The sequence below is a fragment of the Acidobacterium sp. FHG110202_01 genome, from assembly GCF_059115305.1.
On record NZ_JBZYWJ010000005.1, the window covers coordinates 266,312 to 280,469 of the forward strand.

Sequence of the window (14,158 nt, forward strand, 5' to 3'; positions counted from 1 at the left end):
TGCGAGCTGGTATTTGTCTTGGCGAAGATAGCGATGCGCATCTTATGTGGTCTGACCAAATCAGCAGGAAGTTGTACTCTGCAAAGCCGCCGTGTGCCGAATAAAAGGCGATATGCAGTACGCCGAATCCAGTAATAATAATGTTGGTTGGCAAGGTGACACATTCATCGTGATCCTCCGGGAGACGCAGAGAGTTTCGCGCATGATTGTCTCGCGAACAGATACATGTCAATACTGACGAAGCCATGCAGCGAATTGATCAAACGTTGTAGGAGCACTTTTTACGCTTTAGTGCACTCGCAACCCGCCAAGGTCCCTCCATGGAAATCCGCGATCAGTCAAAATGGATTTGCAAGCGCGCGGCGGATGCGCTCGTTGTAAGTGCGCCCCGATTGCAGACGTTGCCCCGACTTGAGTTCGACCGCATACTGACCGTGCGCGATCGACCACAGCTGCGCGATACGCCGGACGTTGACGATGTACGATCGATGGATACGCAGGAAGCGGTTGGAATCGAGCACGCCCTCAATGGTGTTCATCGGTACGTGCAATAGGTAAGTTGCCGGACCCGCGTGAAGCCGGACGTAGTTCTGGAAGGCTTCGATCCAATCCACCTCGTTGATTGACACGAAAAGGGTGTTCTCACCGGATCGAACCGCGAATCGCTCAAGTTGCCGCGGCGGATTCGCCATGGCATCGAGCATCGCCATCAATTGTTTTGTGGCATCCTCGTGCGGCGCGTCTCGCAGCCTGCCAATGGCCCGCTTGAACGCGAGGTCAAAGCGTTCCTCGGTTACCGGTTTGAGGAGATAGTCGATCGCTGCGATTTCGAATGCCCGGATCGCATACTGGTCGTGCGCGGTCACGAAGATAATCGGCGGCATGCGCTCTGTTCCAACGGCATGGACCACCGCAAAGCCATCGATCCGCGGCATCTGCACGTCAAGAAGTACGAGATCCGGTTTCTGCTCACGAATAAGAGCGATCGCCTCTCGTCCGTTTCGCGCTTCCGAGACAGACTCGACCTGGGGCTGACGGCCGAGCAACAGCTTCAGCCCTTCGCGCGCGATGGGCTCATCATCCACAACGAGGACGCTCAATCGCACCGTGAGCCCTCGGGCGGAACCGTCCGGATCGGCAGCGTGATGGTAACCCGCACACCTCGGCCCGCTGCCTGCTCGATGACGAGATGCGCGTTATCGCCATAGAGCCGTGCCAACCGGTTTCTGGTATTCGTCAGTCCGATTCCGGAGCGGCCGGGCAAAAGAAGTCCAGGTCCATCATCGGACACGATGAGGTTAAGTGACCCATTCGAGCTGGTCGCCACCACTTCGATTGTCACCGCCTCCTCGCTCTGACCAAGACCATGGCGAACCGCGTTCTCAACGATCGGCTGCAGCACCATATGCGGCACCAGAACTTCGGACAGCGCGGTCGGGGCAATGCGCACCCGCAGCCGGTCCTCGAACCGTACCTGTTCAATCGAGAGGTATAACCGCAGGAATTCGAGCTCGCGCCAGAGCGGGACTTCCTGGGCCTCCACGTCATCGAGCGTGAGGCGGAGGAGATCCCCTAATTTCTCAACCATGCCTTCGGCCTGCGCTGTCTTCTGCTGCTGGATCAGGACCATGATGGCACCAAGCGTATTGAACAGAAAATGCGGCTGCAACTGCATCTTCAGGGAACTCAGCTGCGCTGTTGTAACCTGCTGGGCGAGTTCGGATGCCTGCACCTTCAGCTCGAAGGCCTCCCGCTCGCGAGTCTTGGCGTTTTTCTGCGACCGGTACACCGCATGAAGCGCGATCACGGCCCAATAGCGGATGACACCGCCCTGGATGCCGAACGCCAACATGATGCGGACTCCCGCGGCGATCGACGGAGGAGGAGGCGGCGCGGGGAAGACGCCAAGCAGCAACAGTATCGGGACTTCGATCACCGTGGCTAAGATCGAGAAAACCACGCTGAAACAGAGGTGCAATGCGGCGTAGGTGACCCGGCGTTCGATCGGCCACCGGTTGCCAAGCCAAAGGAGCGCCGGCGTGAGCGCGGCGCAAACATACATGCCGGTCATCCAGCCGACGAACACATATTTCCATGGCACGGCGCCGCCTCGATAGAGTCGCGGCACCGTCTCCTGGATGATGTAGAAAAGCCCGGCGATCGTCCAGCCGAGCCAGACTCCCGCGATCAGCCGTATCCGTTGACGCATCAGAGGCGACATTACTGCTTCATTCTGCCACGGCTGACTCTCCGCTTTAGCGGGCTTTTGATGGAGCGGCCTGCCGCGATGACCAACTGCGCTCGCAAGCACCTCAATCCAGTTCGACATCCCGGCAGGACCGTTTGTCAAAAACACGTGTCCGCCTCCTCCGCAGGGCTCCTAGGATGGCTGCGGAGCGAAAGGCAAGAACCATCCAAAGCAAGAATGGGCGCTCCGCCAAGACCACTTTCGGAAACCGGAGGCAACGCATCGTGCAGAGCCGCAGCATCACATCCAATCTCGGGATTTACGTCTATGCCGCCGGCGCCGTCTTCCTCGGTCTTCTCGGCCTGGTCTCGGGTGATTTTGCCACTCCATGGCAGCACATCGAACTGGGCGCACACTTTCGCACGCCCCTCGCTTATCTCGCCGCCCTGATCGAGCTCGCCGCCGGACTCGCCCTTCTCTGGCGCCGGACTGCGCGCACCGGCGCCCTGATGCTCACCGTCGTCTACTCTGTTTTCACTCTCGTGTGGGTGCCCAAGTTTTTTGAGAATCTCGGTAATTACGACGGCAATGTTTTTGAGGAGTTACCCATGGTCGCTGCAGGTCTGGTCCTCCTCGCAGCCTTCTCGTCTCCGGATTCATCCATTGCGCGCCGCCGGCCTTTCTTCGTGCTTCTCTTCGGCATTTGCCCCATTTCCTTTGGCATCGTCCACATCGTTATGATGCCCGGGCTGTTGAACGGAATCCCGGGTTGGCTGCCGCCGGGCAGAATGTTCTGGGCCTATGCCACCACTATGGGCTTTTTCGGGGCCGCAGTTGCCATCCTCACTGGCATCATGGCGCCGCTTGCCGCGCGCCTCCTCACCGCGGAGATCGTAATCTTCGAGCTGCTCTTCTGGGTCCCGAGGGTTTTCGCCGAACCGGGCAAACACATCAATTGGGGAGGCAACGCTATCACTATTGCCATTGCCGGCGCAGCGTGGGTAGCATCCGACTCCATCTGTCAGGCCGTGAAACCAGCGCCCTTTCATATCGAATCCGCCAAAGAAGCCGGTATCTCCGTCTAAGGAGCAAGCTTCATCTTCTCTTTTCGGCCTGCACTCTATCCGTTGACGCATCAGAGGCGACATACTGCTTCATTCTGCCTCGACTGACTCTCCGCTTTAGCAGGCTTTTGATGGAGCGGCCTGCCGCGATGACCAACCGTGCTTGCAAGGATCTCAATCCAGTTCGTCATCCCGGCAGGACCGTTTGTCAAAAACACGTGTCCGCTTCCTCCGCAGCGCCCCTACGATGGCTGCATTGGGAAAGGCAAGAACCAAATCTGAAGCAAGGATGGAGCAGGAACAATGAGGACTCCATTGAGAGCGTGGATGTTCGGAGTGATGGTAGCGGTATTGGCATTGGCAAGCGGAACCGCGGCGCAAACCCCTGCAAAAGACATGGGCGCGGCGCTGGGCATTCTTCCAAGCGGCTTTGGCGAGGCAGTGGATCGCGACATCATGACGGTTCGAGATGCGACCGCCAGGTTCAAGACGACTGAGGCTGCCGAAGCGGCCGGCTACAAGCGCGTCACCGGCTGCGTCCAACATCAACCGGCAGGTGCGATGGGTTATCACTATCAGAACAACGCCCTTCTAGACACGACGCTCGACCTGGAGCATCCGGAGGTACTGGTCTACGAGAAGATGCCCGACGGCACCTTTCAATTGAATGGCGTCGAATTCCTTGTGCCGATCTCCGCCTGGAAATCAAACGAGCCGCCGCGCATCATGGGGCAAGCCCTCACGAAAGCGGATTCGATCGGCTTCTGGTACCTTCACGTCTGGACCTGGAAGCCGAGTCCAAGCGGTCTTTTTGCTGCCTGGAACCCCGACGTCAAGTGCCTGGAAGTTTCGTCGATGAGTCATTAGATTCGGCATTGCTGTCGAAGCGATGCCCCCTGATTCTTTCGCGATACAACCGGAGGCCCGGGCTTCATTGGCAGTACTCCGTAAACGCTCTACCGCTGTGGACAAAAGATCGCTCACCGCCGTCACATTGACATTCAAAATCTGGGCGATTTCCCGATACCGCAAACCTTGCATCCTCAGATGAATACCTAATCTTTGATTTTTCGGGAGACGAGCCATGGTTGCGGCCACCCGCTTCAGTCTCTGCGCCCTCAAAACTGCGGTTTCCGGCGTAGGCTCCTGCGACTGGAGGCTATCGGCGATGTCAGGGATGGCATCGAGTTCGACCCACATGGGGAGACCCTCTCGCCGCCAGTAATCGACCGCGAGCTTGGACGCGACTCGGAAGAGCCACCTCTGTTCCAACTCGATTTCGGTCCCCTTTTCCACGGCGATGAAAAATCGGAAGAAGACATCCTGCGTCAATTCCTGTGCTTCCGCCGGGTCAAGCTCCTGGCTGACCAGAAAGCTGAGAGTGCGAAGATAACCATGCAAGGGTCGTTGCCTTGGATTAGATGGGCGACGGAGAGACCGAGGGATTGGCCGGTACGGTAAAGAATGGCGATGGCCTCGGCATTGCCGGAGACGGCGAGGGCTCAATTCAGCAACGGATTGCACGGCAAGGCCGTTTTCGCGGGCAGCTGCGAAGATGGCGGTGCGCCGGCGACGGTCTCGACGCAGCATGGCGCGGTGATTCCCAACGCAGCGGTGACGGCTACGGCCGCTGCGACTGGCTACAAGTACACAGTTTAAGACGAGTGCGGCAGGCGGGGAACAGGAAGTCCCACTTTGTCGCCGAAGAAGCTGGCATCTGCTTGGAAACGAAAGGGATGGCTCAGAAGTCATCCCTGCGCAAATTCGAATGGTTGCGGGGGCAGGATTTGAACCTGCGACCTTTGGGTTATGAGGCGTTAACTTATTGTAATTAAAAGGCATCATTCAGCGCGACTGGCAGCCAAAAGTAGTGGAATGCAACGAGAGGGCATACTTATTGTGGGGAAAAAGTGGGCTCCAATTGGCTTGCATTTTTACCTCTTATATAAAAAGAATAAGTTACCGTAGCATTTGGCGGTCATCCTGAGTACGCAGCTGCAAACACATCACTTATTTCAACCGCAGCCCGCATGGATGGAAACAAAGGAGCGCTGGAAAACGCTGGAGAAAGACGGCAAGATTTGACCTTGCATGTCACGTTTATGTCACGGCTTCAATCTCAAGATTGATCCTCCTCAAACTTTCCAGATCCGGAAGAAAAGACGCTTCTCGCAGAAGCTGGACACTTCCGGGTTTTCTAGACTAACGCCTTCAGTCTTCCCGCTCGCCATTCCTTCAACGTGATTTTGGCTGAAAATCCGATAAGACCCGGTTGTCTTGTCAATTGTTCAAGCACAGGTTCTGCTTGTTCTGGCGCGTCAAATAACGACAAACCAGCGGAATTTAGTCTTACTGCGGGATTCAACGAGTGTAATAATGACAAAAAGAGTTCAATCGCTTCTTTTCCGCGATGTTTCAATTCTGCCCAAATGGCTACCCCTTCATCAAAGGCTTGATTGGACTCTTCAGTCGTTCTCAATTCGCGATGAATAATGGCAGTTTCTTCGAATCGCCTAATTAGTTCTTGATTAGCTGCAGATTGTATCTCATCTTTGTTCATGGAATAATTCCGCGGGCACGTAGTATCTCTAGGCCGAAATCGCGTTGTTCTTCAAATGATTGTGGGGCCAGCCATTCACGAACTCTCAGACCACCGGTGAAGATGTCTTTTCCATTGTAATAAGCACTAATACTTCCTTTACCAATGTGAATGTCTGTTGGCACCTGAATTAGATTTTCGATATTGTGAATTGCCTCTGGCCCAAATCGGGCGATATTGGCCGGTGTTTGTCCTACAATATGATGCCATTGCATTCCCTCTCCTGCTAATCCATAGGCCGCTTTAAAGGCATCGAATGTCCTGTAGCCTTTAACGGCATCTTCTCCTAATTGACCAACAACAGGAACAGCGAAAGCGTGTCGCAGGTCAACCCGGTGCGAGCGAAAGTGAGCACCGAACCGGCAACTCGGCGATCCAACCCATGTAGCTGAAACACATGCTTCGCTATATCCAGCCCGATGATACTTGCTTGATTGGCCATGGAACTACCTCCTCGCTCGACACTACCACTGCTCTTGCCGGGCCGAGTCCATTCCATCAGACCAATATCTAATGGATACTCAATATCTAATGGATACTTTGATTCTTTTTCATTTCCCAGTTACGTAAGGTTGTGTAGGCCATCATGCCAAGAGCCTTTGGCGCGTTTGCTAGATTTGCAAGAATTGGTTGGGCATACTCAGGAACAAAGTCAATTGCATAAGCAGCAGCAGCATAACAAACCCAAGGGTTTTTGGCATTCAGTAGTGGGATGAATAGTTCCATTGCCGAAACTCCTCGTTTCTGAATTTGTCTATAAATAGCTTCAACATTATCATGCTCTTTGTTTGTAAGTTTTGGATTGCCTTTATCGTGAGCCTCTCCGTATGAGATTGCTGCTCCTTCGAATGCGGCAATTAAGTCTTCCAGGTTCATTTCCTCTAGTGAAAGTTTCTTCATGGAATAATTCCATATCTCTTTAATACTTGAAGGCCATAATCGCGTTGTGCTTCAAAAGATTGAGAAGCAAGCCATTGGCGCACAGTTTGTCCACCTAAGTTTAGTGGTTTAGAGCTGTATTCACCGCTGATTTGCCAGTGTATATCGCGTGGTACCCGAACGAGGTTTTCGGCATCGTGGATAGCCCCTGGACCAAATCGGGCTATATTTCCTGGAGTTTGTTCTACGATGTGGTGCCACTCGGCAAATTCGCCAGCTGCTCCATACACTCGCTTAAAGGCTCTGAAGGACCGATATCCCTCAAGAGCATCTTCTCCTAGTTGACCAACAAGAGGTGTGGCAAAGGCCGGCGAAAGTGCCGCTGCCAAGGTCAAGACTATGCATGATCTGTAACTGTAACTGTGACTGTATTAAATGATGCTCACAACAGAATTAAAATTAAGACCGGCGAGCACCGGTTTCCCACATACGAAGGGTCGTGAAAGCTGCGACTCCGAGCGCCTTCGGAAAGGCGCGCAACTCGGTTAGCGTTCGGAACGCATTTTCTGGATCAATATCACGTGTACTTGCCGCAGTCGCATACCGAATCCAAGGATCTGCATGGTTCAAAAGATCGAGAAGCCCCTTAACAGCCGGTTTTCCGCTCGCCACTATTTTTTTCTTAAGCTCATTTATTCGATGAGTATTTGCATTGGCATGGTTGTGGTCACCTCCTTCAAACGCCTCACCGAATGCCATAGATGCCTCCTTGAATTCAGTTAACAATTTATCGGTGGTTGTCTTTTTTTCATGGGATTATCCCGTACATCTTCAAAATTTGTAAACCATAGTCACGCTGTGCCTCAAACGATTGAGTACTCAGCCACGCACGTACTGTTTGGTTCTCACCGGGAAGAATGGAAGAATAGTGTCCGCTAATTTGCCAATGTATATCACGCGGTACGCGAACGAGGTTTTCGGCATCGTGAATCGCCCCTGGTCCAAATCGTGCGATATGATCCTTGATTCGCTGCCATGAATCCTGCTATATCAACGGTCGGGGTGTAACCACAACCACTTGCGGATTCAACAGAAGTAGTTTCCTGCCCACTGTTACCAACCGTTCCCGTGCATACTACGTCTTGAAACCTAAATCCGAACCAATCGGTAAACTTCAACGGGTTGTTTAGTACATATGCGTACAAATTTAAGGTTTGGGGATTCGACAAATCGCCACCGACAATATCCGGAGACATGAAACGACCCATGCTGCTGCTGTAGTATCTTGCCCCGAAGTAGTCGTTGCCTGATTCAACGTCCCGTTCTTTGCCGGTGAAGTGCAGCGTGTCGTCGTCGGTACCGCTGACTGTCGTCAGGTTGTCGCCAAACGGGAATTGATAGAACCACCCAACAGTCTTCTGGTCACCATCGAATCGGGCAATCTCTGATCCCAGCCAGTTTACGTCGGAGTAGGTAAAGCTCTTCAATGTCTCATCTATGGGAGTTCCAGGGCCATAATTGACGTACATGTAACCTAGATGCCGTCCATTAAAGTAGACATCTTGTGGCGTTTCACTGCCATAATTCGTCCACATGAACCGCCCGAATGGATCATAGCCGAGTTTTGTCAGAACACCACCAATGGTTTTTCCGGTACGGTTTCCGTCCGATCCGTATTGATAACTGACAGTGCCGTTATTGTTCGTGATAGAACTCAGGCGACTCTCAGCATCGTAAGTGTACGTGTTCGTCCCGTCGAACTGAAGATTCCCCGCCGCGTCATAGAGGTAGCCTGGTGCGGAGATGCGGTTGCCGCTGTATGTTATACTTGAATTGAAACATGTGCCTGACTGATAAGGAGCTTCGCTCAAGCGGTTGCCGAATGTGTCGTAGGAATACTGGCATCCTGTCCCCCGGTTACTGGTTGCCGTCACCAACCGGTTCAGGTTGTCGTAAGTGTAGGTCCAACCGCCTTCCGGATAGTTGTTGTTCCCTCCAGCGTTGACATTTCCGTTCGTATCGTAGGTAACGTTCCATCCGTCCAGGTATCCAAATGACCCTGGAGCAGTCGCGAGTCGGAACGCAGAGAGTCTCATCCGGTTGTCATAGTAGCGACGAGATTCTGCACCGTTCCCCAGCCGAAGAAGCTGGCATCTGCTTGGAAACGAAAGGGATGACTCAGAAGCCATCCCTGCGCAAATTCGAATGGTTGCGGGGGTAGGATTTGAACCTACGACCTTTGGGTTATGAGCCCAACGAGCTACCAGGCTGCTCCACCCCGCACTTCAATATTAACAATCGTTAACGAAGTGGGTCAAACCAGCCACAGATTCTCTTTAAAGCTCGCTGATGATGGCAAAACTATCATCCGGCGCAAAATCAGGGGGAAAGCACTGTTTCTGCTAAATATGAATGGCCCTGCGGATCCGGTTAGTCATTAATTTTCTTCGTGCCTGCAATCGTCAGCCTCTGCTCCTGGCCGGACTCGGTATCTCCGGGCTGCGCTCCGCCGACAAACACCTTGTAATTGCCCGCGGTGACAGCTCGCTGCCCCTGCTGGTCGACGAGGCTCAAATCACGCGCATCGAGATCAAACACGACATGCGCCACTTGGTTTGGCTCGATGTGCACGCGCTTGAATCCGGCAAGCCAGTGGTTGGGAGCGCCCGGAGCAACAGGCGGCGTAATGTAAAGCTCGGCAACCTCATCACCAGCCAACTCGCTGGTGTTCTCCACGTCGACCGTTACGTGCAGCGGCGCGCCGGCATTCAGCTTTGCCGTTGAGAGCCGCAGGTTCTTGTAAGCGAACTTCGAGTAGCTCAGACCGTAACCGAAGCCATAGAGCGGCTTCTGCCGGAAGTAGCGATAGGTGCGGCCTTCCATCTTGTAATCATCGAATGGTGGCAGCTGATCGACAGACTGGTAGAACGTCACCGGCAAGCGTCCCGCAGGGTTCGCTGCGCCGGTAAGAACATCGGCAATCGCCGCGCCGCCCGCCTGTCCCGGGTACCACGCTTCAAGGATCGCCGCCGCATGCTGCTGCGACCAGTCCACCGCAAGAGCGCTGCCGTTCAGCAGGACGACCACCAGAGGCTTGCCCGTAGCGGCAAGCGATTCCAGCAGTTCTCGCTGCGTTTTAGGCAGAGCAATGTCGATCCGGTCGCCGCCCGCGAAGCCGGGAATATGCACCGGCATCTCCTCGCCTTCAATCTCGGACGACAACCCGACAAACGCGACCACAACATCGGCCTGATTCGCGACCTGCAGGGCCTGCTCACGTAGCTGCTCTACGCTGGGTTTCCATTCAAGCCTCACTCCCGCGCTGAAATCCGGTCCGCTGCGCGAATACTTCAGCTCAAACGGATGTGGCTTGGTGTCATGGAAATGCACTGTGAACGGGAGCGACTTGCCCTGCTTGCGGGCATCGGTGCTCGACTCGCTGGCCACTTCTTTGCCGTCGAAAGAAACGCTGTAGGAATAGCTCGTGCTGCAGCGATGCTCGCAAGCTGCCTGATGCACCGTGAACGTCACATCGCCGGCGGCAGGCGGCTGAAAGCTGCCGCTCCAGCGCACGCTGTAGCTCTTCGCACCCTCGACCGGCACAGGAGCAACGCGGCTCCAGTCAAAGTCGATCTGCGCATCACGCTGGGTCGTGGCCGTTCCGCTGAAATCGGAGTTGGCAAAATACTCAGCCGTCAATCCACCCTGCTTCCCGTCCTTGTCGAGGAAGACGTAGCTCGGAACAACGACCGGCAGCTCTTCCACCAGCGGCGAGCCCTGCGCATAGAGCACCTTCGTGTCTTTGCCCGCGAACTTTATCTGCAGGCCAGCCAGCGGAGTGACCGGGTGCATCGGCGCACCGTTATAGTTCCCCTCAAGCGCGATCAATGATTCGGCATTCGGGCCGACAACAGCAACCGTCTTGACGGTGCTGGCCAGAGGCAGCGTGTTGTGATCGTTCTTGAGCAGCACGATCGCTTTGCGCGCCGCCTCAAGCGCCAGCTCCGCGTTCGCAGGAGTGGCATTTTCACTCGGAGCGATGCGCGCATAGGCATTCGATCCCGGCGGGTCAAACAGTCCAAGCTGGAAGCGCGCCGTAAACAGGCGGCCCACAGCCTGGTTGATTTCCTTTTCGTCGATCAACCCCTGATGCACAGCGTCCACTAGTGCTGCGTATTCGGTGCCGCAACTCAGATCATCTCCTGCTTTTACAGCGGAAGCCGAAGCGTGCGCGGCATCCGGAGAAAAGTGGTGCCCATGCTCGCTGTAGAAATCATCGATGGCGCCGCAATCGGAAACAACGTACCCGCGGAAGCCCCACTTCTGGCGCAGCGTTTTTTCGAGCAGATCATGATTCGTGCATGCAGGCGATCCGTTCACACTGTTGTAGGCGCACATGATCGAATCGGCCTTGGCATCAACCATGGCCGCGCGGAACGCAGGCAGATAAGTGTCTTCAAGATCATGCGGCGAAGGGTCGATGTTCGCCTTGTGGCGCGTCGATTCCGGTCCGCTGTGCACTGCGTAGTGCTTTGCTGTGGCAATGGTCTTGAAAATTTTCGGATCGTCACCCTGCAGGCCCTTGATGAATGCAGCGCCCATCTGCCCGGTCAAAAAAGGATCTTCGCCGTAGGTCTCCTGCCCGCGCCCCCAGCGCGGATCGCGAAAGATATTGATGTTCGGCGACCAGAAATCGAGCCCGCGATAGATGCTGCGGTCGCCCGCGGCCTGCGCCTCGTTATACTTTGCCCGCGCTTCGGTTGAGATCGTGTCTGCAATCCGATGCTCAAGATCGGTGTCCCAGGTTGCGGCCAGCCCAATGGCCTGCGGAAAGACCGTGGCATAGCCCGCGCGTGCTACGCCGTGCAGGGCCTCGCTCCACCAGTCATATTCCGGCACATTCAGACGCGGAATCGCGACAGCATGGTTCTGCATCTGCGAAACTTTTTCTTCGAGCGTCATGCGCGAAACCAGGTCGGCCACGCGGCGTTCCGTTGGCTGTGACGGATCAAGATAAACAGCCTTCTCTGGGGTAGACTGGCAAAAACCGGAAATTGCAGACGAGAGCAAAGCCGACGCAAAGCACGAAGCAAGAAACGAACGCATAGTCATAGTTGGAAAGACTTCCCGCAACAGTGTACTTGTGAAACAGAATAAGTAAACCGATTTTCCATGTCACAGTCAATCATCGGAACGGATCGCAACCGAAGGGAATTGTAGTGCGGATTTCGCTTTTCATCACCTGTTATAACGACACCCTCTTTCCGGAGACAGGAAAAAGCGTCGTGCGCCTGCTCGAACGCCTCGGCCACGAAGTCGACTTTCCGTTCGAGCAGACCTGCTGCGGCCAGATGCACTACAACACCGGCTACCAGGCGGAAGCCATGCCGCTGATGCACCGCTTCGTTGAAATCTTCAAAGGTGCGGAAGTGGTCTGCATCCCGTCGTCCTCCTGTGTTGCCATGGTGCGCGAGCACTATCCGAAGATGGCGGAAGCCACAGGCGAGCCCGAACTCGTAAAGGCTGTCGAGGACCTGCTGCCCCGCATCTACGAACTCTCAGAGCTTCTGGTGAACAGGCTCGGCCTTGAAGATGTCGGAGCCTACTATCCGCACCGCGTCACTTATCACGCGAGCTGCCACTCGCTGCGCAGCCTGCACCTCGGCGATTTGCCACTGCGCCTGTTACGAAAAGTGCGCGGCATCGACCTTGTGGAGCTTCAGGACGTTGACCAGTGCTGCGGCTTCGGCGGAACCTTCGCCGTCAAGAATGGCGATGTCTCCGCCGCCATGCTTACCGACAAACTGCGCTGCGTTGAAGACACGCGCGCCGAAATCTGCACTGCAGTCGACAACTCCTGCCTCATGCACATCTTCGGCGGACTGCACCGCCTGCGCGCAGGAGTAAAGACAGTCCATCTCGCCGAAATCCTGGCATCTACTGAAGAGGGAAGCGGCCAATGAGTATTCGCGTAGGAGAAGCAGCCCAGGCTCCATCGTTTCAGAAAGCAGCCTTCATGCTGCTGGATGACACGCAGCTGCGCAAAAACGTGCGCCACGCCACCAATGTCATCACGCGCAAGCGGGCTGTGGTTGTGGGCGAGCAGCATGACTGGCAGCAGCTGCGCTCAGCGGCCAGCGCCATCAAGGAGCACACACTGGGGCGTCTCGATTCCTATCTCGAGCAGTTCGAGAAAAACTGCACGGCCGCTGGAGGCCATGTCCACTGGGCCGCAGATGCCGACGAAGCCAATCGCATCATCGTCGATCTCATCAAACAGCAAGGCGGCAAAGAGGTCATCAAGGTCAAGACCATGACCTCCGATGAAATCGGCTTGAACAAGGCGCTCGAAGCCAGCGGCATCCATCCCCACGAGACCGATCTCGCCGACATGATCATCCAACTCGGCCATGACAAGCCTTCGCACATCGTCGTGCCGGCCTTGCACAAGAACCGCCAGCAGGTGCGCGAAATCTTCATGCAGGCCATGGGCCTCAAAGAACTCGGCGACAAGCCCGAAGACCTGACAAACGCTGCGCGCCACTACCTGCGCGAAAAATTCCTCAAGGTCAAGATCGGCGTCAGCGGCGCCAACTATCTCATTGCCGAAACCGGAGGCGTCTGCGTCGTCGAGTCCGAAGGCAATGGACGCATGTGTCTCACTCTGCCTGACACGCTCATCACCGTAGCGGGCATCGAGAAAGTCATCCCTGCATTCCGCGATCTCGAAGTCTTCCTGCAGCTGCTCCCGCGCTCGGCTACGGGAGAGCGCATGAACCCATACAACTCGCTCTGGACAGGTATCCACAAAGGCGAAGGCCCGCAGAACTTCCACGTTGTTCTGCTCGATAACGGTCGCACGCGCATCCTTGCTGATCGCGAGGCGCGGCAGACGCTGCGCTGCATCCGCTGTGGAGCATGCCAGAACACCTGCCCCGTCTATCGCCAGACCGGTGGCCATGCCTACGGATCGATCTACGCCGGCCCCATCGGCGCCATCCTCACGCCGCAGCTCTTTGATATGCACCATTCGCAGTCCTTGCCTTACGCGTCGTCGCTCTGTGGAGCGTGCTACGAAGTCTGCCCGGTCGAGATCAACATCCCCGAGGTGCTGATCCACCTCCGCGGGCGCGTCGTTCGCGAGCAGCAGAGCAGTGCAAACGTGGAATCTATCGGCATGAAAGCCATGGCGCGCATTTTTTCCAGCCGCCGCAGTTTTGAAGCCGCACAGCGCCTGGGCCAGATCGGCCAGTGGCCCTTCGTCTCTGAAGGATGGGTCAAGCATCTGCCTGGCATGCTCGGTAACTGGACGTCAGTGCGCGACCTCCGCCCCATGCCGAAGCAGACCTTCCGCAGCTGGTGGCGCGATCGCGGGAAAGGAAACTCCGATGCCGCTTCATAAATATGTCTGGCTGAAAATAATTTGTC

Annotated in this window: 15 protein-coding genes, 1 tRNA gene and 1 pseudogene; 5 read left to right on the top strand and 12 right to left on the bottom strand. The window is 55.5% G+C overall.

Annotation, left to right across the window (positions count from 1 at the left end):
- Positions 1-338: 338 nt before the first annotated feature.
- Positions 339-1,100, bottom strand: a complete 762-nt coding sequence (locus AC5S16_RS12600; RefSeq protein WP_493930423.1) for a LytR/AlgR family response regulator transcription factor — start codon at positions 1,098-1,100, stop codon at positions 339-341.
- Complete coding sequence (locus AC5S16_RS12605; protein WP_493930424.1) at positions 1,097-2,356, bottom strand: sensor histidine kinase; 1,260 nt, start codon at positions 2,354-2,356, stop codon at positions 1,097-1,099. The genes AC5S16_RS12600 and AC5S16_RS12605 overlap by 4 nt, the downstream gene beginning before the upstream one ends.
- Before the next feature lie 116 nt (positions 2,357-2,472).
- On the opposite strand from AC5S16_RS12605, the gene AC5S16_RS12610 reads away from it, so the two are divergent.
- Both AC5S16_RS12610 and AC5S16_RS12615 read left to right on the top strand, forming a co-directional pair.
- Entirely contained in the window at positions 2,473-3,273 is an 801-nt protein-coding gene (locus AC5S16_RS12610; protein ID WP_493930425.1) for a hypothetical protein, read from the top strand.
- Between the two features lie 282 nt (positions 3,274-3,555).
- Positions 3,556-4,119, top strand: a complete 564-nt coding sequence (locus AC5S16_RS12615; protein WP_493930426.1) for a hypothetical protein — start codon at positions 3,556-3,558, stop codon at positions 4,117-4,119.
- An 87-nt stretch (positions 4,120-4,206) separates the two neighbouring features.
- Here the strand turns inward: AC5S16_RS12615 and AC5S16_RS12620 are convergent.
- A pseudogene (locus AC5S16_RS12620) lies at positions 4,207-4,776 on the bottom strand (RNA polymerase sigma factor); the annotation flags it as partial.
- Here AC5S16_RS12620 and AC5S16_RS12625 point away from each other — a divergent pair.
- Positions 4,723-4,911, top strand: a complete 189-nt coding sequence (locus tag AC5S16_RS12625; RefSeq protein WP_493930599.1) for a hypothetical protein — start codon at positions 4,723-4,725, stop codon at positions 4,909-4,911. The pseudogene AC5S16_RS12620 and the gene AC5S16_RS12625 sit on opposite strands and share 54 nt — an antisense overlap.
- A gap of 538 nt (positions 4,912-5,449) precedes the next feature.
- Here AC5S16_RS12625 and AC5S16_RS12630 read toward each other — a convergent pair.
- The 9 genes from AC5S16_RS12630 to AC5S16_RS12670 form a co-directional block, all read right to left on the bottom strand.
- Positions 5,450-5,812 (bottom strand): hypothetical protein, encoded by a 363-nt coding sequence (locus tag AC5S16_RS12630; protein ID WP_493930427.1) that lies wholly within the window; start codon positions 5,810-5,812, stop codon positions 5,450-5,452.
- Entirely contained in the window at positions 5,809-6,066 is a 258-nt protein-coding gene (locus AC5S16_RS12635) for a hypothetical protein (protein ID WP_493930428.1), read from the bottom strand. Before AC5S16_RS12635 ends, AC5S16_RS12630 begins: the two co-directional genes overlap by 4 nt.
- 71 nt (positions 6,067-6,137) lie before the next feature.
- The gene (locus AC5S16_RS12640) at positions 6,138-6,293 is read right to left on the bottom strand and encodes a hypothetical protein (RefSeq protein WP_493930429.1); all 156 of its coding nucleotides are present in this window, start codon (positions 6,291-6,293) and stop codon (positions 6,138-6,140) included.
- A gap of 86 nt (positions 6,294-6,379) precedes the next feature.
- Complete coding sequence (locus AC5S16_RS12645; protein ID WP_493930430.1) at positions 6,380-6,751, bottom strand: hypothetical protein; 372 nt, start codon at positions 6,749-6,751, stop codon at positions 6,380-6,382.
- Entirely contained in the window at positions 6,748-7,119 is a 372-nt protein-coding gene (locus AC5S16_RS12650; protein ID WP_493930431.1) for a hypothetical protein, read from the bottom strand. Before AC5S16_RS12650 ends, AC5S16_RS12645 begins: the two co-directional genes overlap by 4 nt.
- 70 nt (positions 7,120-7,189) lie before the next feature.
- On the bottom strand, positions 7,190-7,489 hold the full coding sequence (locus AC5S16_RS12655; RefSeq protein ID WP_493930432.1) for a hypothetical protein: 300 nt from the start codon (positions 7,487-7,489) through the stop codon (positions 7,190-7,192).
- 194 nt (positions 7,490-7,683) lie between these two features.
- Positions 7,684-8,826: an RHS repeat-associated core domain-containing protein gene (locus tag AC5S16_RS12660; RefSeq protein ID WP_493930433.1), complete on the bottom strand. Its 1,143-nt coding sequence runs from the start codon at positions 8,824-8,826 to the stop codon at positions 7,684-7,686.
- A gap of 110 nt (positions 8,827-8,936) precedes the next feature.
- Positions 8,937-9,013 (bottom strand) — tRNA-Met (locus AC5S16_RS12665).
- A 147-nt stretch (positions 9,014-9,160) separates the two neighbouring features.
- The gene (locus AC5S16_RS12670) at positions 9,161-11,842 is read right to left on the bottom strand and encodes a glycoside hydrolase family 3 C-terminal domain-containing protein (RefSeq protein ID WP_493930434.1); all 2,682 of its coding nucleotides are present in this window, start codon (positions 11,840-11,842) and stop codon (positions 9,161-9,163) included.
- Between the two features lie 107 nt (positions 11,843-11,949).
- Between AC5S16_RS12670 and AC5S16_RS12675 the strand changes: the two genes are divergently transcribed.
- The gene (locus AC5S16_RS12675; protein WP_493930435.1) at positions 11,950-12,693 is read left to right on the top strand and encodes a (Fe-S)-binding protein; all 744 of its coding nucleotides are present in this window, start codon (positions 11,950-11,952) and stop codon (positions 12,691-12,693) included.
- Positions 12,690-14,132, top strand: coding sequence for a LutB/LldF family L-lactate oxidation iron-sulfur protein (locus tag AC5S16_RS12680; protein ID WP_493930436.1), 1,443 nt, complete (start codon positions 12,690-12,692; stop codon positions 14,130-14,132). Before AC5S16_RS12675 ends, AC5S16_RS12680 begins: the two co-directional genes overlap by 4 nt.
- Positions 14,133-14,158 lie beyond the last annotated feature (26 nt).